General features: G+C 74.4%; 21 protein-coding genes. 9 read left to right on the plus strand and 12 right to left on the minus strand.

Translation table 11 applies throughout. The annotated features are described in order from the left end of the window. Positions 1-102: 102 nt before the first annotated feature. Entirely contained in the window at positions 103-957 is an 855-nt protein-coding gene (locus RF647_RS09285) for a glutamate ABC transporter substrate-binding protein (protein WP_368811486.1), read from the minus strand. 53 nt (positions 958-1,010) lie between these two features. Further along, positions 1,011-1,739, minus strand: a complete 729-nt coding sequence (locus RF647_RS09290; protein ID WP_206064071.1) for an amino acid ABC transporter ATP-binding protein — start codon at positions 1,737-1,739, stop codon at positions 1,011-1,013. Positions 1,740-1,927: 188 nt separating this feature from the next. Between RF647_RS09290 and RF647_RS09295 the strand changes: the two genes are divergently transcribed. From RF647_RS09295 to RF647_RS09305, 3 genes are all read left to right on the plus strand, one after another. After that, a complete protein-coding gene (locus tag RF647_RS09295) occupies positions 1,928-2,236 on the plus strand; it encodes a DivIVA domain-containing protein (RefSeq protein WP_035927412.1) in 309 nt (102 codons plus the stop codon). Then, positions 2,233-3,438 carry a hypothetical protein gene (locus RF647_RS09300; protein ID WP_368811487.1) on the plus strand — a complete coding sequence of 402 codons (1,206 nt, stop codon included), beginning with the start codon at positions 2,233-2,235 and terminating at the stop codon, positions 3,436-3,438. The genes RF647_RS09295 and RF647_RS09300 overlap by 4 nt, the downstream gene beginning before the upstream one ends. Positions 3,439-3,560: 122 nt before the next feature. Then, a complete protein-coding gene (locus tag RF647_RS09305; RefSeq protein ID WP_017833415.1) occupies positions 3,561-3,728 on the plus strand; it encodes a DUF3117 domain-containing protein in 168 nt (55 codons plus the stop codon). Positions 3,729-3,811: 83 nt separating this feature from the next. Here RF647_RS09305 and RF647_RS09310 read toward each other — a convergent pair whose 3' ends face one another. Next, positions 3,812-4,444, minus strand: a complete 633-nt coding sequence (locus tag RF647_RS09310; protein ID WP_031283004.1) for an O-methyltransferase — start codon at positions 4,442-4,444, stop codon at positions 3,812-3,814. Between the two features lie 246 nt (positions 4,445-4,690). On the opposite strand from RF647_RS09310, the gene RF647_RS09315 reads away from it, so the two are divergent. After that, a complete protein-coding gene (locus RF647_RS09315) occupies positions 4,691-5,362 on the plus strand; it encodes a hypothetical protein (RefSeq protein WP_368811488.1) in 672 nt (223 codons plus the stop codon). Between the two features lie 37 nt (positions 5,363-5,399). Continuing rightward, positions 5,400-5,753, plus strand: a complete 354-nt coding sequence (locus tag RF647_RS09320) for a hypothetical protein (protein ID WP_017833419.1) — start codon at positions 5,400-5,402, stop codon at positions 5,751-5,753. A 33-nt stretch (positions 5,754-5,786) separates the two neighbouring features. On the opposite strand, the gene RF647_RS09325 is transcribed toward RF647_RS09320, so the two are convergent. From RF647_RS09325 to RF647_RS09335, 3 genes are read right to left on the minus strand one after another with little or no spacing between them, the layout of a single operon-like run. Next, on the minus strand, positions 5,787-6,974 hold the full coding sequence (locus RF647_RS09325) for an Mrp/NBP35 family ATP-binding protein (protein ID WP_368811489.1): 1,188 nt from the start codon (positions 6,972-6,974) through the stop codon (positions 5,787-5,789). Further along, a complete protein-coding gene (locus RF647_RS09330) occupies positions 6,967-7,596 on the minus strand; it encodes a DUF1003 domain-containing protein (protein WP_368811490.1) in 630 nt (209 codons plus the stop codon). The genes RF647_RS09325 and RF647_RS09330 overlap by 8 nt, the downstream gene beginning before the upstream one ends. After that, positions 7,589-8,890 (minus strand): CBS domain-containing protein, encoded by a 1,302-nt coding sequence (locus RF647_RS09335; protein ID WP_368811491.1) that lies wholly within the window; start codon positions 8,888-8,890, stop codon positions 7,589-7,591. Before RF647_RS09335 ends, RF647_RS09330 begins: the two co-directional genes overlap by 8 nt. 94 nt (positions 8,891-8,984) lie before the next feature. Here RF647_RS09335 and RF647_RS09340 point away from each other — a divergent pair, with 94 nt between their 5' ends. Next, on the plus strand, positions 8,985-9,881 hold the full coding sequence (locus RF647_RS09340; RefSeq protein ID WP_368811492.1) for a general stress protein: 897 nt from the start codon (positions 8,985-8,987) through the stop codon (positions 9,879-9,881). Positions 9,882-9,899: 18 nt separating this feature from the next. Here the strand turns inward: RF647_RS09340 and RF647_RS09345 are convergent, their stop codons facing one another. Then, positions 9,900-11,474 carry an aminopeptidase P family protein gene (locus tag RF647_RS09345; protein ID WP_368811493.1) on the minus strand — a complete coding sequence of 525 codons (1,575 nt, stop codon included), beginning with the start codon at positions 11,472-11,474 and terminating at the stop codon, positions 9,900-9,902. A gap of 81 nt (positions 11,475-11,555) precedes the next feature. Here RF647_RS09345 and RF647_RS09350 point away from each other — a divergent pair, with 81 nt between their 5' ends. Then, positions 11,556-12,407, plus strand: coding sequence for a PHP domain-containing protein (locus tag RF647_RS09350; protein ID WP_368811494.1), 852 nt, complete (start codon positions 11,556-11,558; stop codon positions 12,405-12,407). Positions 12,408-12,437: 30 nt separating this feature from the next. On the opposite strand, the gene RF647_RS09355 is transcribed toward RF647_RS09350, so the two are convergent. From RF647_RS09355 to RF647_RS09375, 5 genes are all read right to left on the minus strand, one after another. Continuing rightward, on the minus strand, positions 12,438-13,295 hold the full coding sequence (locus RF647_RS09355) for a site-specific DNA-methyltransferase (protein ID WP_368811495.1): 858 nt from the start codon (positions 13,293-13,295) through the stop codon (positions 12,438-12,440). Further along, positions 13,292-14,932: a DEAD/DEAH box helicase gene (locus RF647_RS09360; protein WP_368811659.1), complete on the minus strand. Its 1,641-nt coding sequence runs from the start codon at positions 14,930-14,932 to the stop codon at positions 13,292-13,294. Before RF647_RS09360 ends, RF647_RS09355 begins: the two co-directional genes overlap by 4 nt. Positions 14,933-15,356: 424 nt before the next feature. Beyond that, entirely contained in the window at positions 15,357-15,593 is a 237-nt protein-coding gene (locus RF647_RS09365) for a DUF3107 domain-containing protein (RefSeq protein WP_133411316.1), read from the minus strand. Positions 15,594-15,645: 52 nt separating this feature from the next. After that, positions 15,646-16,263 (minus strand): TetR/AcrR family transcriptional regulator, encoded by a 618-nt coding sequence (locus tag RF647_RS09370; protein ID WP_017833430.1) that lies wholly within the window; start codon positions 16,261-16,263, stop codon positions 15,646-15,648. A gap of 50 nt (positions 16,264-16,313) precedes the next feature. After that, positions 16,314-17,639 carry a glutamyl-tRNA reductase gene (locus RF647_RS09375; RefSeq protein ID WP_368811496.1) on the minus strand — a complete coding sequence of 442 codons (1,326 nt, stop codon included), beginning with the start codon at positions 17,637-17,639 and terminating at the stop codon, positions 16,314-16,316. A 149-nt stretch (positions 17,640-17,788) separates the two neighbouring features. On the opposite strand from RF647_RS09375, the gene hemE reads away from it, so the two are divergent. After that, entirely contained in the window at positions 17,789-18,994 is a 1,206-nt protein-coding gene (hemE, locus tag RF647_RS09380) for a uroporphyrinogen decarboxylase (protein WP_368811497.1), read from the plus strand. Beyond that, positions 18,991-20,529: a protoporphyrinogen oxidase gene (gene hemG, locus RF647_RS09385; RefSeq protein WP_368811498.1), complete on the plus strand. Its 1,539-nt coding sequence runs from the start codon at positions 18,991-18,993 to the stop codon at positions 20,527-20,529. Before hemE ends, hemG begins: the two co-directional genes overlap by 4 nt. Position 20,530: the final 1 nt, after the last annotated feature.

Below are 20,530 nucleotides of genomic sequence, written 5' to 3' on the forward strand. Positions count from 1 at the left end.
CACGGAAGGCCCCTTCGTCGCGGATCGGTCGGCGTGCTGCGCGGTCGCGGTCCCGTGGCCGGCCGGTCGCCGGCCGGCCACGGGGTGCTCACGCGTCCGGGGTCACTCGCCGCAGGGCTCGGGCTCCGGCGGGTTGAGCTCGGCGTTGTAGGTGTAGTCGGCGCCCTCGGTGTTGGCCGTGACGGCCTCCTCCCAGGCGCCCTCGTCGATCATCTTGGTGATGGCCTCGTTGACCGCCTCGCACTGGTCGGAGCCGTCGGGCAGGCCCACGCCGTAGCGCTCCTCGGAGAAGGTGTTGCCGACCACCTTGAACTTGCCCTGGTTGGCGTCGGTCGAGGCGAGGCCCGCGAGGATGATGTCGTCGGTGGTCACGGCGTCCACCTGGCCGGACTCGAGCGCCGTGAGGCAGTCGGCGTAGCCGGGCTGCTCGACGAGGTTCACCCCGGGGACCTCCTCCTGGATGTTCGCGGCCGAGGTGGAGCCCGTCACCGAGCACAGGTTCTTGCCCTCGAGGTCCTCCGGGCCGGCGATCGTGGACTCGTCGGCGGTCACCAGCAGGTCCTGCCCGGCCACGAAGTAGGGGCCGGCGAAGTCCACGGTCTGGTCGCGCTCCTCGGTGATCGAGTAGGTCGCGAAGATCATGTCCACCTGGTCGTTGGCGAGCATGTTCTCGCGGTTGGCGGAAGGGGACTCCACCCACTCGATCTGGTCCTCGGAGTAGCCGAGCTCGGTGGCGACGTACTTCGCGACGTCGACGTCGAAGCCGGTGTACTCGCTGCCGTCGCGGAAGCCGAGGCCCGGCTGGTCGAACTTGATGCCGATCCGCACGGACTCGCCCGAGCCGCCGCCCTCGCCTTCCGCACCGGACCCGCCGTCGTCGCCACCTCCGCACGCGGTGAGGGTCAGGGCCGCGGCCGCGGCCATCGCGGCCAGTCCGAGGGGCTTGCTGCTGCGCATGGTGTGCTCCTTGCTGTGGAGATGGTGGCGTGGGTCGGAGGGACGGGGGACGGTCAGTGGCCGAGGATCTTGCCGAGGAAGTCCTGGGCGCGCTCGGAGCGGGGGTTCGTGAAGAACTCCTCGGGGGTGTTCTCCTCGACGATCATGCCGTCGGCCATGAACACCACGCGGTCGGCGGCCTTGCGGGCGAAGCCCATCTCGTGGGTGACCACGATCATTGTCATGCCCTGCTTCGCGAGGGCCACCATGGTGTCGAGGACCTCGTTGATCATCTCGGGGTCCAGCGCGGAGGTGGGCTCGTCGAAGAGCATCACCTTCGGCTCCATGGCCAGGGCGCGGGCGATGGCGACGCGCTGCTGCTGGCCGCCGGAGAGCTGCGCGGGCAGCTTCTCGGCCTGGTTGTCGACCCCCACCCGGGTCAGCAGCTCCATGGCCTGCTTCTTCGCCTCGGCCGCCGACCTGCCCCGCACCTTGACGGGCCCCAGGGTCACGTTCTGCAGGACCGACTTGTGGGCGAAGAGGTTGAAGGACTGGAAGACCATGCCGACGTCGGCGCGCAGCTTCGCGAGGGCCTTGCCCTCCTCGGGCAGCCGCTTCCCGTCGATGAGGATCTCGCCGTCGTCGATGCTCTCGAGCCGGTTGATGGCTCGGCACAGGGTGGACTTGCCGGAGCCGGAGGGGCCGATCACGACCACCACCTCGCCGCGCTTCACCTCCAGGTTGATGTCCCGGAGCACGTGCAGGTCCCCGAAGTGCTTGTTGACGTGCGACATGCGGACCAGGACCTCGGCCGTCCCCGCGGTGGAGGAGGCCGGAGCGGCGGCCGGCGGAGTGGCGTGTGACATACCGGAAAGATATCCCAGATTCGTTCTGCGTGATGCCGAACACGTTGCAATCGTGTTAATTGCTTACCCGTCCGTAGAAATGTTGCGGCGCCCCGGTCCGCCCGGCGGCGCATAGCCTGGAGGGCATGACCGAGATCCTCGTGGTGCTGTCCGGGCTCGTGCTGCTGCTCACGGTCGTGGGCGTCGTGGTCCTCGGCCGCGACCGCCTCGCCGAGCGGGTCGTGCCCGCCCGGGACGGGATCGCCGTGGCGCGCGCCCCTGGCGCGCCGCTCGTGCTGCCCGAGCACCCGACGGCGGAGGACGTGGAGCGGATCGCGTTCTCCGTCCGGCGCCGCGGCTACGACCCCGCGGAGGTCCACGCCGTGCTGGCCCACCTCGCGGACCGGCTGCCGCCGCCGGAGGACCCGCCGTCCCGCCCGGTGCCGGGGGCGTGAGCGGCCGGACGGCCGTGGCCCTCCGGTGGGCCCGGGCCCCCTGGTGGGCGCAGGCCCTGCTGGTCTGGGCTGCCTCCCGGCTCTGGGCCTGGGCCGTGTTCACCACGGTGGGCCGGCAGCAGGGCCCCGGTCCGTGGGGGGACGGCGCCCTGGGCTACCTCGAGTTCACCGGGACCTGGGACTCGGACTGGTACGAGCGCATCGCCCGGGAGGGCTATCCCGCGTCCCTGCCCCGGGACGCGGCCGGGCAGGTGCAGGAGAACGCCTGGGCGTTCTACCCGGTCTTCCCGCTGGTCGTGCGGGCGGTCTCGGCGGTCACCGGCGCGGGATGGGACGCAGCCGCGTCGGCCGTGTCCCTGGCCGCGAGCCTGGGCGCCGTCCTGCTCGTCCACCGGCTGTTCCTCCGGCTCGCCCCTCCGGCCACCGCCCTGTGGGGTGTCGCGTTCGTCGCGTTCAGCCCGGTCGCGCCGGTGCTGCAGGTCCCCTACGCCGAGTCGCTGCACCTGCTGCTGCTCGCGGGCGCCCTGCTGCTGGTGGCCCGGGGGAACCACCTGACGGCCGCCCCCGTGGTGCTCCTGATGTGCCTGACGCGCCCGGCGGGGGTCCCCTTCGCGGCGGCCCTCGGGATCACGTGGTTCGTGCGCTCCGTGCGCCGGCACCGGGCCGGGGAGCTGCGCCGCACGGCGGACGCCGTCGACGGGCTGCTCGGCCTCGCGGTCCTGGCGTGCGGCGCGGCCCTCGCCTGGCCGGCGATCGCGTGGGCCGTGACGGGCGAGCCGACCGCGTACACCGACACCGAGACGGCGTGGCGGGGCGGGGGAGGGCTGGAGCCGGTGGTGCCCTGGTTCGAGGCCGCCGCCGGGCTGTTCGGCCCCATGCTCGGGCTCGCCGCGCCCGTGCTGCTGGTCGCGGGCGGGACGGTGCTGCTGCGCACCCGCGTGGTGCGGGAGCGGCTGGACCTGCTCACGCGCGTGTGGCTGGCGAGCTACGCCGTGTACCTGCTCCTCTTCCTGCACCCCCAGAGCAGCACCTTCCGGCTGCTGCTGCCGCTCTTCCCCCTCGCCCTGCCGCTGGCCGCGGTCTCGGACTCGCGCGCCTACCGGGTGGCCTGCGTGGTGTCAGGCGCGCTGTTCCAGCTCGTCTGGGTCGGCTGGCTGTGGCACTGGAAGCAGCTGCCCGGGGGCGGGGACTACCCGCCCTGATCCCGTCCGCACCCCGCGCCGGCCACGCCGACGCGGACCCCCGGGCGCCGGGGTGGTCCGGGTCCACGGTCGCGGCTCGGATAGGATGGGAGCCACACCAATCGAGGAAGAGGAGTTCCCACATGGCGGCCATGAAGCCGAGAACCGGTGACGGACCGATGGAGGTCACCAAGGAGGGACGGAGCCTGATCATGCGGGTGCCGCTCGAGGGCGGCGGACGGCTGGTGGTCGAGCTGAAGCCGGCCGAGGCCGCGGAGCTCAAGGAGTGCCTGGCCGGCGTCACCGAATGACCACCGGCGCGGACGGCGGGGGCCCGGCACCACGTGGTGCCGGGCCCCCGCCGTCCGCGGGACCGTCGGCCGGACCCGGCCGGTCAGCGGCGGACGGCCAGCAGCAGCCCGGAGCCGGTCGTCAGCAGGGCGGTGCTGAAGCGCTCGTCCTCCCGGAACAGCCGGTGCACGGCCCGCATCGTCCGGGTGTTCTCTTCGCGGTTGGCCGGCTGCGCCACCTTGTCCTGGGACAGGGCGTCGTTGACCACGAGCATCCCGCCCGGGCGCAGCAGCCGGACGGCCTCCTCGGCGTAATCGAGGGTCCCCTCGGGGTCGGCGTCGAGGAACACGAGGTCGTAGGCGCCGGCGCTCAGCCGGGGCATCACGAGGGACGCGCGGCCGGGGATCGTGCGGGTCCGGCTCGTCGGGATACCGGCCTCCCGGAACGTGTCGCGGGCCGCGCGCAGCGCCCGGATGTCGGTGTCGATCGTGGTCAGCACGGACGTGCCGGGCAGACCGCGCAGCAGCGCGAGACCGGACACCCCGGCCCCCGTGCCCACCTCGACCACGGTGGCGGGCCGGGCCGCCGCGGCGAGCACCGTCAGGGCGGCGGCCGTCCCCGGGGTCACCGGGGGGATGCGCAGGGCGAGGGACCGCTCCCGGGCGCGGTAGGCGAGCTCGTCCTCGGCGGCGAACGCCTCGGCGTACGACCAGCTCGTCGTCTTGTCCGCGCCCATGGTCCGCCCTTCGTCGCTGTAGTGGATGCGCGCCATCCTACCGGCTGGGCCCGTCCGTCCGGCCACCGTCCAGTCGGCATCCAGCTTCCCGGTCGATCATGGAGACGATCACGACGTCTTCCACGGACCTGTTCGCAGGCCTCCTCACGGAGCTGTCCGTGCACCCGCTCCCGACGCCGACCGCGGCACGGGGCGGCACGGGCCCACCCGGACCGCGCCGCCCCGACCACCGCACGAGGAGGACCGATGCCCCGCCCGGACCGCACCGCGCCGGCCCGCCCCAGCAGCGCGGTGCCCGTGGCCGCGGCCACCGTGAGCGCGGTGCTCACCCTCGTCCTGGGCTCCGGCTACGCGGTCGGGCGCACGGTCGTGATGCAGTCCGCGCACAGCGCCGAGGAACGGGTGCCGGTCTCGGCGTGGCACGGCACGCACGGGGTGCTGCACGCGGACGAGGTGTCCGCGGACCTGCTGCGCACGGAGGGCTGGACGCTGCCCACCCTGGCCGCGGACGGCTACCGGGTGGGCTCGATGACCCGCGGCACCCTGTCCGGGCACCCGGTCGTGGCCGTCAGGCTGCACCGCGGCGAGGACGAGGTCGTCGTGGTGGAGCAGCGCGGGGGGGTCGACCGCGAGAACCCCATGGACGGGCTGACCGGGCTGCCCGTGAGCGCCGAGGGCCTCGAGCGCGTCGCCGTGGAGGGCGTGCCGCTGTGGGTGGACGCCGGGCCGCCGTGGCGGGCGGTGCTCGTCGGGGACGAGGTCGTCTACACCGTCTCGGGGGACTCCGGACCGTCCGCGATGGCCCACACCGTGGGTCTCGTCGTGGCCGATGAGCGGGGGCGCGTGGTGGAGCCGTCCCCGAGGGACCCCGGCGTCGTCGAGACGGTGCTGGTCGGCCTGCGCGAGATCTTCGGCTGACCGGCCACCGGCGCCCGGACTGGTAAAATAACTTCCTGTGCTCGGCATCAACGGCGGCGAAGCGATCATCCTGGTGCTCCTGGCCCTGTTCATCATCGGGCCGGAGCGGCTGCCGGAGTACGCGGAGAAGCTCAAGGAGCTGGTCAAGGCCGCCAAGCGCTACGCGACCGGCGCCACCGAGGAGCTCAAGGAGACCCTCGGGCCGGAGATCGCCGACGTCGACTGGCGCAGGCTCGACCCCCGCCAGTACGACCCCCGCACCATCGTGCGCCAGGCCCTCCTGGAGGACGACGAGCCGGCGGCGCCCGCCGCACCCCGGCCACGCCCCGGCCCGGTGCTGACCCGCCTGGCCCCCGGCGAACGGGCCCCCTTCGACACCGAGGCCACCTGAGCCGGCCCCCGCACCCGCGGGGCCGGCGGTGCGTCAGCGCGGCCCCAGGCCCAGCGGCCGTCCGGCGAGCCCGCGCGGGCGGGCGCCCATCGCGTCGGCGACCGCGCGCAGGGCGACCGCTGCGGGCGAGCCCGGCGCGGACCACACCACCGGACGGCCGGCGTCCCCGCCCTCGCGCAGGGCGACGTCAAGGGGCACGGCGCCCAGCAGCGGCACGTCGTAGCCCAGCCGCCGGGTCAGGGACTCCGAGATCCGGGTGCCCCCGCCGGCGCCGAAGAGCTCGAGCACGCTGCCGTCCGGCATCGGCATGCCCGCCATGTTCTCCACCACCCCGGCCACCCTCTGGCCGGTCTGCACCGCAAGCGCCCCGGAGCGCTCGGCGACCTCGATCGCCGCCTGCTGGGGCGTGGAGACCACGAGCACCTCCGCGGAGGGCAGCAGCTGGGCCACGGAGATCGCGATGTCGCCCGTGCCCGGCGGGAGGTCGAGGAACAGGTGGTCCAGGTCGCCGAAGTGCACGTCCGTCAGGAACTGCTCCACGGCGCGGTGCAGCATCGGCCCGCGCCAGGCCACCGGCTGGTCCGGGTCCACGAACATCCCGATCGAGATGACCTTGAGCGCCCCGGGGCGCCCGGAGTCCTCCCGCGCCTCCTCGGGGACGTCCACGACGGGGGGCAGGATCATGTCCCCCACCTGCGTGGGCGCCCGGTCGATGCCGAGCAGCCCGGGCACGGAGAACCCGTGGACGTCGGCGTCCACGATGCCCACCGACCGGCCGCGCGCGGCGAGCGCGGCGGCGAGGTTCACGGTGACTGTCGACTTGCCGACACCGCCCTTGCCGCTGGTCACCGCGTGCACCCGCGTTAGGGAGGACGGGTCGTTGAAGGGGACGGTCCGGGTGTGGCCCACCCGGTCCTTCAGCGCGGTGCGCTGCTCGGGGGTCATCACCCCGATCTCGACGTCCACGGAGCGCACCCCGGCCACGGTCCCCACGGCGTCCCGGACGTCCCGCTCGATGGTCGAGCGGAGGGGGCAGCCGCTGATCGTCAGCAGCACGTGCACCGCGGCGTGGCCGGCGTCGTCGAGGCGGGCGGAGCGGATCATCCCCAGCTCGGTCACGGGCCGGCGCAGCTCGGGGTCGAGTACGCGGTCGAGCGCCGCGCGCAGGGCGGGGTCGAGGGTCTCGGGGGCGAGGACGTCGTCGGGGCGGGGCTCAGGCACGGGGGATCCCTCGGGTCTCGGGGGCGGTGGGGCGGTCGGGGTTCCTGCTCCTGCGGCGGAGGCCCCGCCGCGGCGGGGCCCCCGGCTCGTCGGCGTCCGGGGCGTCGTCCTGGGAGTCCAGGATCTCCTCGAGCACCGAGCGCAGCTCCGAGCGCACGAAGTCGCGGGTGGCGACGTCGCGCAGTGCGATCCGCAGCGAGGCGATCTCCCGGGTCAGGTACTCGGTGTCGGCGAGGTTCTGCTGCGCCCGGCGGCGGTCCTCCTCCTGGGTCACCCGGTCCCGGTCGTCCTGCCGGTTCTGCGCCAGCAGCAGCAGGGGCGCCGCGTAGGAGGCCTGCAGCGAGAGCATCAGCGTGAGCAGCGTGAAGTTGAGGTCCTTCGAGTCGAACTGCAGCTCCCGGGGGGCGATGGTGTTCCAGCCCAGCCACAGGGCCACGAACACCGTCATCCACAGCAGGAACTGCGGGGTGCCCATGAACCGGGCGAAGCCCTCGGTCATCCGCCCGAAGGCGTCGGGGTTCGGCCGGAACCGGTCCAGCAGTCCGGGCCGGTGCTCGCGCGGCTGGTCGAGGGCGTTGCCGCGGGTGCCGACGCGGGGGCGCCGGGGCTCGCGCTCACTCATACCGCTTGCCCACCTTCCGGATCGGGGTCCCGTCGTCGGCGGTGCGCCAGTCCTCGGGCAGCAGGGCGTCGAGGACGTCGTCGATCGTGATCGCCCCGACCACCCGGTCGTGGTCGTTGACCACCGGGATGATCGTGAGGTCGTAGGTCGCGAGCTCGCGCGCGACGTCCTGCAGGGAGGCGAGGTCGGAGACCGGCTCGAACGAGCGGTCGATGAGGTTGCCCACCGCCTCGGGCGGGGGATACCGCAGCAGCTTCTGGGTGTGCACCATGCCGAGGTACTTGCCGGTGGGCGTCTCCAGCGGGGGGCGGGAGACGATCACGGCCGCCGCCACCGCGGGGCTGAGCTCCTCCTGGCGGATGTGCGCGAGCGCCTCGGCCACCGTGGCCTCCGGCGGCAGGATGATCGGCACGGGGGTCATGAGCGAGCCGGCCGTGCCCTCCTCGTACTCCAGCAGGCGCCGGACGTCCTCGGCGTCCTCGGGCTGCATCCGCGCGAGCAGCTCCTCGGCCTGGGCCTCGGGCAGCTCGTTGAGCAGGTCGGCGGCGTCGTCGGGCTCCATCTCCTCGAGCACCGTGGCCGCGCGGTCCGGCTCCATGTTGGTGAGGATGTAGACCTGGTCCTCCTCCGGGAGCTCCTCGAGGACGTCGGCGAGCCGGTCGTCCTGGAGCTCGTGGGCGATCTCGAGCATGCGCTTGGCCGACATGTCGTGGAGCTCGTCCGCGAGGTCGGCGGGCTGCTGCTCCTCGTGGGAGGCGACCCACTGGGTGGCCGGCTGGTGGCCCGCGGCGGAGGGGTCCCCCGCGTCCTCCCAGTCGATGATCAGCGTCTCGTTGCGGCGGCGCATCAGGCCCCCGCCCGTGCCGGTGCGGCGCACGAAGAGCTGGGTGATCAGCCAGTCCCCGGTGTTGCGCTTGCGCTCCATCGCCATGTCCTCGACCGTGGCGGAGCCGGATCCGTCGCGCAGCACCACGGTCCGGTCGAAGACCTCGCCGACGGCGAGGGTCTCCGCGCCGCGCTGCTCGAAGCGGCGCAGGTTCACGAGCCCCGTGCTGATGATCTTCTCCGCGTCGATGCTGGTCACGCGGGTCATCGGCACGAACACCCGCTTCTTGCCGAGGACCTCCACCACGAGGCCGACCACGAGGGGCCGGCGGGAGGAGCGGCCGTACCGGGAGCTGCCGCGCATGAGCACGACGACGTCGCGCAACCGCCCCAGACGGTCCCCCAGGGGGTCGAACACGTCGAGGCCGATCAGGCGCGCGATGAAGATCTTGTCGATGTGGCTGCTCACCGTACAAGACTACCCACCGGCTCACCGGGCCCCCTCCCGGGGCGCGGCCCTGGTCGGGGCGCGGCGGGGGGAGCGGATGGGGGAGAATGGGGGCATGAGCTCGCCACGGTCCCTGCCCCCCGCCAGTCCCGCCGTCCGCGGTCTGCCCCGCGGGGAGGTGATCGGGCGCTACGCCACGTACGCCGACGCGCAGAAGGCCGTGGACCACCTGGCGGACGAGCAGTTCGAGGTGGACCGGATCGCGATCGTCGGCAACGACCTGAAGTCCGTGGAGCAGGTGACCGGCCGGCTGAGCTATCCGAAGGTCGCGGGCCAGGGCGCGCTCAACGGCATGGTCTTCGGCGCGTTCCTCGGGATGATCCTGTCGCTGCTGGGCGGGGAGCAGTGGCTGTCCACGCTGCTCGTGTCGGTGCTGATGGGCGGGGCCTTCTGGATGCTGCTCGCCACCATCACCTACGCCATGCAGCGCGGGAAGCGGGACTTCACCTCGACCAACCAGATCGTCGCCACGTCCTACGACGTCGTGGCCGCCCCCGAGGTGGCCCAGCGCGCCCAACAGGTGCTCCAGGGGCTGCGCGGGCTGCAGAGCCTGCCGCGGACCGCGCCGCGGCCCGCTCCGCAGCAGGGCCAGCAGCAGGGCCCCCCGCAGGGGATGCGGCAGGGCCCCCCGCAGCCCGGGACGCCGGGGCGGCCCCCGGCGGGGGCCCCGTGGCAGCGGCCCTCCCACGGCGCCGCCCCGGAGCCGGCCGGCGGCACCGCGGGTCCCGCGCCGGCGGTCCCCGGGACGGGCCAGGGCGAGCAGGCCGACGCGCCCGGCCGCTCCGCGATGTTCCAGGACCTGCCCGACGGCCGGCCCCAGTACGGCATCAGGCTCCCCGCCGAGGAGCCTGACGGGGACGCCGCCGGACAGGGCACCTCCGGTCAGGACGCGGCCACGGAGCGGTCCGGGCCGACGACCGGCGGGAGCACGTCCACCGACGCCTCCCGCTGACGGCCGGCGGCCGCCGGCTCAGCTGGGGTCGACGCCCTCCCGGGCGTGCCACAGACCGGTCATCCACGCCTCGACCTCGTCCGGGGTGCGGGGCAGCCCGGACGAGAGGTTGACGTTGCCGTCCTCGGTGATCAGGACGTCGTCCTCGATCCGCACGCCGATCCCGCGGTACTCCTCCGGCACCGCGAGGTCCTCCGCCTTGAAGTAGAGGCCGGGCTCGATGGTGAACACCATGCCGGGCTCGATGACCCCGTCCACGTACAGCTCCCGCTTGGCCTGCGCGCAGTCGTGCACGTCGAGGCCCAGGTGGTGGCTCGTGCCGTGGGGCATCCACCGCCGGTGGTGCTGGCCGGCAGCGGAGAGCGAGACCTCGGCGGGCACGGGCAGCAGGCCCCAGCTCTCCAGCCGCCGGGCCAGGACCTCCATGGCGGCGGCGTGCACGTCCCGGAACCGGTTGCCGGGCACCGCGGCGTCGAACGCGGCGTCGGCGGCGTCCAGGACCGCCTGGTAGATCCGCCGCTGCACCTCCGAGTAGCGGCCGTTCACCGGCAGGGTGCGGGTGATGTCCGCGGTGTAGAGGGAGTCTGCCTCCACGCCCGCGTCCACGAGGATCAGCTCCCCGGGGATCACCCTCCCGGTGTTGCGGATCCAGTGCAGGACCGTGGCGTTGTTGCCGCACGCCGCGATGGTGTCGTAGCCAAGATCGTTGCCGTCCGTGCGGGCGCGGGCGAAGAAGGCGCCCTCGACCATGCGCTCGCCGCGGTGGCGGTGGCCCGCGGCGGCCGGAAGCACGTGCACGATGTCGGTGAAGCCCGCGATGGTCGCGTCCACGGCCTCTCGCAGCTGCCCAACCTCGTGGGCGTCCTTGACGAGCCGCAGCTCCGAGAGCGCCTCGGCGAGCTCGCCGTCGAGGGCGTCCGAGGACTCGAGGTCCACACCGGTGTTGATCCGGGAGGTGTCCACCAGGGCGTCGACGTTCAGGTCCACCTCGCGCACGAGCCGGACCCGCAGGCCGCCCAGGGCGGTGGGCCCGGCGTTCTTGGTGACCGCGTCCTCGAGGCCCCCGAGGTCCCGGGTGCGCAGCCCGTAGGCGGCGCCCAGCTCCTCGAGGGTGGGGCGGGGGCCCACCCAGAACTCGCCGTTCTTGGCGTCGGCGTAGAACTCCTTCGAGTCCCGGCCGGCCATGGGGCGGAAGTACAGGGTGGCCTCGTGGTGGCCCCCGTCGTCGCCGGCGCCCTCCTGGACGGGCTCGAGCACCAGCACGGCGTCGGGCTCGTGGTCCACGCCCAGACCCGTGAGGTGCGCGAACGCGGAGTGCGGCCGGAAGCGGTAGTCGGTGTCGTTGGAGCGGACCTTGAGCGGCCCGGCGGGGAGCACGAGCCGCTCGCCGGGGAACCGCTCGGAGATCCGCCTGCGCCGCTCGGCGGCGAAGTCCGCGACCGGGGCCCGCTCCACCTCGGTGGGCTCCGCCTCCGCCCACTGGGACGCCATGAACTGCTGGAAGGCGGCGGAGTCGGGGCGCTGGGACCGGTTCTCGACCCGGTCCGAGAGCGGCTGCGTCGCGTCCTGGGGTGTGGTGCTGTGCTCTGTCATGATTCCTTTCCTCGCGTCGTCGGTCTCATCGTGCCACGGGAGGCGGCGGGCCGTCCGGCCCGGACCGGTATCGTGGAGCGGGTGAAGATCGACCTGCACACCCACTCGTCCGACTCCGACGGCACGGAGAGCCCTGCGGACGTGGCCCGCGCGGCGCACGCGGCGGGCCTGGACGTCTTCGCCCTCACCGACCACGACACCACGTCCGGGTGGCAGGCGGCCGGGGACGCCGCGGTGGCGCTCGGGGTCGCCTTCGTCCCGGGTATGGAGATCTCCTGCACCACCGACGACGGGATCTCCGTGCACCTGCTGAGCTACCTGCACGACCCGCGGGAGCCGCGGCTGCTCGCCGAGATCGAGTCCTCCCGCTGCTCGCGGCGCACCCGGGCCGAGCGCATGGTCGAGCTGCTGTCCGAGGACTACCCGATCGACTGGGACGTGGTCCTGGACCACGTGCGCGAGGGCGCGACCGTCGGCCGCCCGCACATCGCCGACGCGCTCGTCACCGTGGGGGTCGTGGAGAACCGCACCGCCGCCTTCGCGTCGGTGCTGCACAGCCGCTCCCGCTACTACGTCCCCCACTACGCCCCGGACCCGGTGCACGCGGTGCGCCTCGTCCGGGCCGCCGGCGGCGTGCCCGTGTTCGCCCACCCGCTCGCCGCGGCCCGCGGCCGGGTGGTCGGCCCGGAGGTCTTCGAGGCCATGATCGACGCCGGACTCGGCGGGCTCGAGGTCGCGCACCGGGACAACCCCGACGACGCCCGGGCCCGGCTCGTCCGGATGGCCTCCGAGCACGACCTGGTGGTCACGGGCTCGAGCGACTACCACGGGGCCGGCAAGCCCAACCGGCTGGGGGAGAACCTGACGTCCGTCCAGTCGCTCGTGCGGATCGAGGAGCAGGCCAGCTCCGGCGTCCCCGTGCGCTATCCCTGAGGCTCCCGCCGCCGCCGGGCGAGCCCGTGCTCAGTCCCACACGGCCGCGCCCGGCAGTCGGGCGCGCATGACCTCGATCGCCTCCGGGTTGCGGTCCACGCACACGAACCGCCGATCCAGCTGCCCGGCGGCGGCGCCGAGCGTCCCGGAGCCGGCGAAGAAGTCCAGGACCCAGTCCCCGGGGGCGGAGCTCGCGGCAACCATCCGCCGCACCAGGCCCACGGGCTTCTGCGTGGGGTAGCCGGTCTTCTCCCGGCCGGTGGGGGAGACGATGGTGTGCCACCACACGTCCGTGGGCAGCTTGCCCAGCCGCACCTTCTCCGGGGTCACCAGGCCCGGGGCCATGTACGGCTCCCGGTCGACCTCGGCGCTGTCGAACAGGTACCGCTCTGGGTCCTTGACGTACACCAGGACGTTGTCGTGCTTGGCGGGCCAGCGGCGGCGGGAGCGCCCGCCGTAGTCGTAGGCCCAGATGATCTCGTTGAGGAAGCACTCCCGCCCGAAGATCGCGTCCAGCATCACCTTCGCGTAGTGCACCTCCCGGTAGTCCAGGTGTAGGTACAGCGTCCCGTCGTCGGCGAGCACCCGCCACGCCTCCCGCAGACGGGGCTCCAGGAACCCCCAGTAGTCGGCGAACGCGTCGTCGTAGCTGCGCAGGGCCCCCAGCACGGTCGTGTAGGAGCGGCCGGCGAAGCCGGTGCGGTCGCCCTCCCCGGCGGCGGCCGGGGTCACCGTGGACTCCCGCCGCCGCTGGGTGCGGCCCGTGTTGAAGGGCGGGTCCACGTAGATCATGCGGAAGGCCCCGCCGGGCAGCCGCCGCAGGAGATCCAGGTTCTCCGCGGCGACCACCGCGTCGGGGCCCTCGGCGTCGAAGGCGAAGGGGCTCACTCGCCGGCGGTGCCGCTCTGCTCCGGCGCCGCCGCGCTGCTGCGGCGGCGCCGGCGGCGCCGGGTGGTGCCGTCCGAGGTGCGCTCCACCGAGGTCTCCCGGGGCGCCTCGGGAGCCGTCTCGCGCGTCGCCGCCCGGGGCGCCCGGGCGTCCTCGCGCGGAGCGGACGACGTCGCGGCGTCGTCGCGGCGGCCGCGACCGCCGCGCCCCTCACCGCGGCCGGAGCCGCCGCGGTCGCCGCGACCGGAGCCGCGCCCCTCGCCGCGGCCGGCGCCGCGGTCGCGCGAGCGCCCGTCCCGGCCCTCGCCGCGCGGGCCGCTCTTGCGCCCGCCGGGCTCGCCGAGGTCCTCGAGGACCTCGGCGCCGAGCCCCTCGTGGGTGCGCCTGGAGCGGGGGAGCCGGCCCTTGGTGCCCTTCGGGATGCTCAGCTCCTCGTACAGGTGCTCGGAGGAGGAGTAGGTCTCGCGGGGCTCGGGGATGCCGAGCTCCAGGGCCTTGTCGATCAGCCGCCAGCGCGGGATGTCGTCCCAGTCCACGAACGTCACGGCCGTGCCCTTGTTGCCCGCGCGGCCGGTGCGGCCGGTGCGGTGCAGGTAGGTCTTCTCGTCCTCGGGGCACTGGAAGTTGATGACGTGCGTGACGTCCTCGACGTCGATGCCGCGGGCGGCGACGTCCGTGGCCACGAGCACGTCGACCTTGTTGTTGCGGAACGCGCGCAGCGCCTGCTCGCGGGCGCCCTGGCCCAGGTCGCCGTGCAGCGGGGCGGCGGCGAAGCCGCGGGTGATCAGCTCGTCCGCGAGCTTGGCGGCGGCCCGCTTGGTCTTGGTGAACACGATCGTGCGCCCCCGGCCCTCGGCCTGCAGGATCCGGGCCACGACCTCGTCCTTGTCGAGGTGGTGCGCCCGGTAGACCACCTGGCGGATGTCCTTCTTGGTGGCGCCCTCGTCCGGCGCGGCGGCCCGGATGTGCATGGGCTTGGTCATGTAGCGGCGGGCCATGGCCACCACGGGCCCGGGCATCGTCGCGGAGAAGAGCATCGTCTGCCGGACCTCGGGCACGGCCGAGAGCAGCTTCTCGACGTCGGGCAGGAAGCCGAGGTCGAGCATCTCGTCGGCCTCGTCGAGCACCACGGCCCGCACGGCGGACAGGTCGAGGTGGCGCTGCCGGTTGAGGTCGATGAGCCGGCCGGGGGTGCCGACGACGACCTCGACGCCCGCCTGCAGCTGCTCGATCTGGGGCTCGTAGGCGCGGCCGCCGTAGATGGTGGCCACCCGGGCGTCGCGGGTCCGCGCGGCGGTGGCCAGGTCGTGGCCGACCTGGACGGCGAGCTCGCGGGTGGGCACCACGATGAGCGCCTGCGGGGCGCCCGGCTTCTTCAGCTGGTCCCACCCCGCGTCGCCGCGGCCCACGACGCGCTGGACCACGGGGATGCCGAAGCCGAGGGTCTTGCCCGTGCCGGTCTTGGCCTGCCCGATGATGTCCTGCCCGGACAGCGCCACCGGCAGGGTCATGGCCTGGATCGGGAAGGGGTGGACGATGCCCTCGGCGGCGAGGGAGTCCACGATGTCCTGGCGCACCCCGAACTCGGCGAAGTCCTGGGGCAGCGGCTCGGGGTGCTCGGTGGTCTCGACGACCACCTCGGGGGTGCCGTCGAGGACGGTCCCGTCGTCGGGCGCGGCGGCGTCCGGTGCGGTGTCGGTGATGTGGTCGGTCACAGTCGGTTTCCTTCGTTCGGGCACGCCCGCTGAAGGGAGGGGACCTCGGGGTCCGGCCTCCGGGCCGCCGTGCTGGCGGGCGCCGGGGGGCGTGCGTTGGGTGGAAGCCGATCGTGAGCGTGCGCCGCCTCGACCGGGCGGGCCACGGGAGCGTGGCGCCCGGGTCCGGTCCTGCGCGAGGCCGCCGTGGGGGCCTGTTCGCGGGGAGCGGGGGCGAGTAGGTGTCTGTCGTTCGTGGGATCGCGGGTACGACCGGTCATCCAGTGCACTCAACAGTGTAGCCCGACGACCGTGCACGCTCCGTGCGGTCGCCGGGCCGGGTCCGCCGTGCCGGGCGGACGGGGTCTCAGTCGTCCTTGGTGAAGGGGGTGAAGCCGACCGCCCGCTTCTGCTCCGCGCCGACGGCGGCGTAGCCGATGACGCCCGCGGGGACGACCGTCACGTTGCCCTTGGTGTCCGTCAGGGTCAGGGGGGACCCGGAGGACATGGCCGCGGTGATCAGCTCCACGGCCTCCGGCGCCTCGAGCGCGGAGTCGACGACGATCTCCCGGGCGACGTGCTGAACACCGATCTTGATTTCCATGGTTCCTCCTGGTCGGGGCTGCGGGATGCGTCCCGGCCAGTCTAGGAGGGCGCTACTGCCAGTCCTCGTCGATGATCGAGATTCCGCCCCAAGCTAAACGGAAGATCTGGCGCTGGGCCTCGGCCCGGCCGCCGGTGCCCGGGTTGCGGATCCAGTGCACCGCGGCGGTCTGCGCCATGCCGGTGAGGGAACGGGAGACGAGCACGGCGTGCGGGTGGCTCAGCCCCGCGTTGGGCCCGAGGACCCCGGCGATCGAGTCCGCCACGGCGAGGTGGAAGCTCTCGAAGCGCTCCGCGACCTCCGGGTCCGCCAGCAGGTCGGATTCGAAGATCAGCCGGTGGGCCTCCGGATTGGCCTCGACGAAGCCGAAGTAGACGTCCAGCATGGACTCGACCCGCTCGCGGTTGACGTCGCTGCCCTGCAGGGCCGTGACGAGCCCGAGCGAGAGCTCCTGCAGGTAGTGGTCCACGAGGGCGAGGTACAGCTCGCGCTTGCCGGGGAAGTGCTGGTAGAGGACGGGCTTGCTCACCTGGGCGGCGTCGGCGATGTCGTCCATGGACGACCCGTGGTAGCCGTTCGAGGAGAACACGGTCAGCGCCGTCTCGAGCAGCTGCCGCCGGCGGGCCTCGCGCGGGAGGCGCGCCGGGCGGCCTCTCCTGGTCTCAGTCATGAACCGTTCCTCCTCAACCGGCCGGCGGCGCCGGCCGAACGAATGCTGCCCTACCCCGCGGCCTGGGACCGGGTGGCGGCCTCCGGCGGCGCCCCGGCCGCCGGTGGTGCGCTCTCCTCCGCGGCGGGCGCGGGGACCTCGATGCCGTACAGCGCCGCCAGGCCGGTGATGTACTCGTCCTGCCGGCCCTGCGCGGCGAGCTCGCGCGCGCGGACGGTGGGGGTGTGCAGCAGGGAGCGGACCATGCGCCGCATCGCGAGCTCGATCTGCTCCTGGGCGGCCGTGCATCCGTGGTGGGAGGTGACCTTCTCGAGCTCGGCGTCCAGGACGGCCATGGTGTGCTTGCGCAGGGCGACGATCGCGGCGTCCATGTCCCGGGCCTCCTGGCTCGCGGCGAACTCCTGGGCGGCGCGCTCGACGATCCCGCTCGCGGCGTCGACGGACTCCCGGGTCTCGTCCGGGGCGGCTACGCGCACCGACTCGAGGGTGATGAGCTCGACGCCGGGCAGGTCCGCCACGGCGGGGTCGAAGTCGCGGGTCAGGGCCAGGTCGACCACGGTGCGGGACCCGGCGGGGAACGCGGCGGCGCCCATGGGGGCGGAGCCGCCGCTGCAGCCGATCACGACGTCGGCGCGTTCCAGGGCCGCGGCCAGCTCCGCGGTCCCCACCGGGGTGCCGCCGCGGTTCTCGGTGAACTGCTCCGCCCGGCCCGACGCCGAGTACACCTCGATGTCCGCGCAGCCGCGGTCGCGCAGGGCCGCCATGGTCGCCCCCGCGTAGGCGCCCGTGCCGAACACGAGGGCCCGGCGCGACGTCCAGGTGCCGGACGTGACGTCGTCGGCGAGGTCCAGGGCCACGGAGACGATGGATCGGCCGCGTTCGCCCAGGGCCGTCTGCGTGCCCACCTTGCGGGCGGTGCGGGCGGCCGCCTCGAACAGCCGCTGGAGCTTGCCGGAGACTGTCCCCGCCTGCTGGGCGTCGTTGAGGGCGCGCCGGACCTGCCCGGTGATCTCGCGCTCGCCCACCACGGCGGACTCCAGCCCGGAGACCACGGTGAAGAGGTGGCGTGCGGCGCCGGAGTCGGTGAAGGCCCGCAGGGAGTCGGCCACGAACTCGGGGTCGAGCCCGGCGCGGGAGCCGATCTGCTCGGCGAGCTCGGCCAGGACCCGGTCCAGCGCCGCCCCGGACGGGACGCCCGGCGTGTCCTCGAGCTCCCCGTAGATCTCGAGCCGGTTGCACGTCGAGAGGGTCACGGCGCCCCGGAGCGGGCCGCCGCGGACCATCTCCTCGGACAGCCCGAGCGCACCGGTGCTGAGACGCGCAACGGTGTTCAGATCGACGTTCTGATGGGAGGCGACGAGAGCGAAGAGGACCACAGTGCATTCATACTAGACGGTCACCGCGGATCCGCGCCTCGGTGACGTCCGAGAGGCCGCTCACGTCCGTCACCGACCGGTCCCTCCCGGACCCCGGTGACGCTGCGTCGGTAAACGACGTCGGTGTTCCTTGGCACAATGGGAGCACTATGCCTACCACCCCTGAGACGGCGAGCACGCCGGACACGTCGACCGCAGCCGTTCCCGGGCACCCCACGGGCGGCACCCACCCCTCGGCGGCGTTCCGGCGCCTGACCGGATCGCTCGGGGCGCTGCCGCAGGGCCATCCGCTGCGGGCCCCCGGCACGCTGGACGCCCCGCTGCTGCAGTCCCTCACGGGCCGCGCGCCCGACCGCCGCCCGGTGTGGTTCATGCGGCAGGCGGGCCGGTCGCTGCCGGAGTACCGGTCCCTGCGCCAGGGCACCGCCATGCTCGACGCCTGCCTGGACCCCGCGATGGCCGCCGAGATCACGCTCCAGCCGGTGCGCCGGCACGACGTCGACGCCGCCATCTTCTTCTCCGACATCGTCGTGCCCGTGCGCGTGGCCGGCGTGGACGTCGAGATCGTCCCGGGCCGCGGCCCCGTCCTGGAGCGCCCCGTGCGCACGGCCGCCGACGTCGCCGCCCTGCCCGAGCTCGCCGAGGGCTCCCTCGACCCGATCCGCGAGGCCGTCGCCCGCACCGTGGCGGAGCTCGGGGCGACCCCGCTCATCGGCTTCGCCGGGGCACCGTTCACCGTGGCCGCCTACATGGTCGAGGGCGGGCCCTCCCGGGACCACCTGCTGCCGCGCACGATGATGCACGCCGACCCGGCGGCCTGGCGGGCGCTCGCCGAGTGGGCGGCCCGGACCTCGGGCGCGTTCCTGCGCGCCCAGGTCGAGGCCGGCGCCTCCGCCGTGCAGCTCTTCGACTCCTGGGCGGGCTCCCTGTCCCTGGCCGACTACTCCGCGCACGTGGTGGAGCACTCGGCGGCCGCGCTGCGCGCCGTCGAGGACCTCGCCGTGCCCCGGATCCACTTCGGCACCGGCACCGGTGAGCTGCTCGCCGCGATGCGGGACGCCGGCGCGGACGCGGTGGGCGTGGACTACCGGATCCCGCTGGCCGAGGCCGACCGGCGGCTCGGCGGGTCCACCGTGCTGCAGGGCAACATCGACCCGGCCCTGCTCACCGCCCCCTGGCCCGTGCTCGCCGAGCACGTGCGCGAGGTGCTGGCCGGTGGGGCCACGGCGCCCGGGCACGTGGTGAACCTCGGTCACGGCGTCCCGCCGGGCACCGACCCGCAGGTGCTGACGGACCTCGTGTCCTTCGTCCACGACCAGCCGCTGGAGCAGACCCCGCGCGGCGGCAGGCCGTGAGCGCGGAGCAGGACGGCCGGCCCGCCCGCCGGACCCCGCCCCGATCCGCCCTCGTGGTGGGCGGCGGCATCTCCGGGCTCGTGGCCGCCCGCGACCTGGCGGCCCGCGGGCTGCGCGTCACCCTGGTCGAGGCCGAGGACCACCTCGGGGGAGCCGTCGGCGCCCACCAGGTGGCGGGCCTCGTCCTGGACTCGGGCGCCGAGTCCTTCGCGACCCGCTCCCGGGCGGTCCCCGACCTCCTGGACGAGCTCGGCCTCGGCGAGCGCGTGGTGCACCCCAACCGCTCCGGCTCGTGGCTGTTCCTGCCGGAGGGCGCCGTGCCCGCCCCTGACTCCGGGATCCTGGGCATCCCCGCCGACCCGACCGCCCCCCGGCTGCGGGCGGCCCTCGGCCGGGCCGGCATGCTGCGCGCGAGCCTCGACCGCCGGCTGCCGGCCTTCTTCGGCATGACCGAGCGCTCCCTCGGCGGCCTCGTCCGGGCGCGGATGGGGGAGCGGGTGCTGGACCGGCTCGTCGCGCCGTTCGCCACGGGCGTGCACTCCGCCCACCCCGACGACCTCGACGTCGACGCCGTCGCCCCCGGCCTGCGGCGGGCCCTGCGCGAGCACGGGTCCCTCGGCGCCGCGGCAGGCGCCCTGCGCCGCGCCGCGCCCGCGGGCGCGAACGTGGCCGGGCTGCGCGGCGGCATGAACGCGCTGTCCGAGACCCTCGTGCACGACCTCGAGCGGGCGGGCGTGAAGCTCGTCACCGGCTACGACGTCATCGCCCTCGACCGCGACCCCCGGCGAGAGGGCTGGATGGTCATCCAGCGCCAGCCGCGCTTCGGCCACAAGACCGCCGTGGCGCGCGGGGAGCTGCTCGTGATGGCCACCGACGGCACGACCGCCGTCCGGCTCCTCGCCAGCCACGAGGAGGGGCTCCAGCGGTTCGCCCCCGGGTCCGGGCCCCAGGTGGCGCTGGCCACGCTCGTGGTCGACGAGCCGCGCCTCGACGGCGCCCCCCGGGGCACCGGCCTGCTCGTGAGCGAGGACGCCCGCGGCGTGCGCGCCAAGGCCCTCACCCACGCGAGCGCCAAGTGGGACTGGGTCCGGCAGGCGGCCGGCCCCGGCCGGCACGTGCTGCGGCTCTCCTACGGGCGCGCCCAGCCCGACGCCACCGCCGTGCCCCCGGAGGTGGCCCTGCCCGACGACCAGCTCATCCGCCTGGCCCTCTCCGACGCCTCGACCCTCATGGGCATGCCCCTGCGGCCCGCCCAGCTCGTCGGCGCGGACATCGTGCGCTGGCGCTCCGCGCTGCCCCGCACCGGCGTCGGGCACGCCCAGCGGGTCGCCGACTTCCGGCGGGCGCTCGCGGCGCTGCCCGACGCCGTCGCGGTCGGCGGGTGGCTCGCGGGCACGGGCCTCGCCTCCGTCGTCGCCGACACCCGGGCCCAGGTCCGTGCCCTGCTCGCCGAGGCGGGCGTCCCGGACGACGCCGCGCCGGCCGCCACCGAACCGGCACGGACCCCACCGACCAGCACCCGACGAAAGGACTGAG

This window comes from Kocuria sp. CPCC 205263, from assembly GCF_040981075.1.
GTDB lineage: Bacteria > Actinomycetota > Actinomycetes > Actinomycetales > Micrococcaceae > Kocuria > Kocuria rosea.

Coding starts and splice junctions, on each gene's coding strand:
- RF647_RS09315 (WP_368811488.1), top strand. CDS start 4,691: ATGCCCCGCCCGGACCGCACCGCGCCGGCCCGCCCCAGCAGCGCGGTG.
- RF647_RS09365 (WP_133411316.1), bottom strand. CDS start 15,593: ATGGAAATCAAGATCGGTGTTCAGCACGTCGCCCGGGAGATCGTCGTC.
- RF647_RS09345 (WP_368811493.1), bottom strand. CDS start 11,474: ATGACAGAGCACAGCACCACACCCCAGGACGCGACGCAGCCGCTCTCG.
- RF647_RS09330 (WP_368811490.1), bottom strand. CDS start 7,596: ATGAGTGAGCGCGAGCCCCGGCGCCCCCGCGTCGGCACCCGCGGCAAC.
- RF647_RS09285 (WP_368811486.1), bottom strand. CDS start 957: ATGCGCAGCAGCAAGCCCCTCGGACTGGCCGCGATGGCCGCGGCCGCG.
- RF647_RS09305 (WP_017833415.1), top strand. CDS start 3,561: ATGGCGGCCATGAAGCCGAGAACCGGTGACGGACCGATGGAGGTCACC.
- hemE (WP_368811497.1), top strand. CDS start 17,789: ATGCCTACCACCCCTGAGACGGCGAGCACGCCGGACACGTCGACCGCA.
- RF647_RS09340 (WP_368811492.1), top strand. CDS start 8,985: ATGAGCTCGCCACGGTCCCTGCCCCCCGCCAGTCCCGCCGTCCGCGGT.
- RF647_RS09295 (WP_035927412.1), top strand. CDS start 1,928: ATGACCGAGATCCTCGTGGTGCTGTCCGGGCTCGTGCTGCTGCTCACG.
- RF647_RS09310 (WP_031283004.1), bottom strand. CDS start 4,444: ATGGGCGCGGACAAGACGACGAGCTGGTCGTACGCCGAGGCGTTCGCC.
- RF647_RS09370 (WP_017833430.1), bottom strand. CDS start 16,263: ATGACTGAGACCAGGAGAGGCCGCCCGGCGCGCCTCCCGCGCGAGGCC.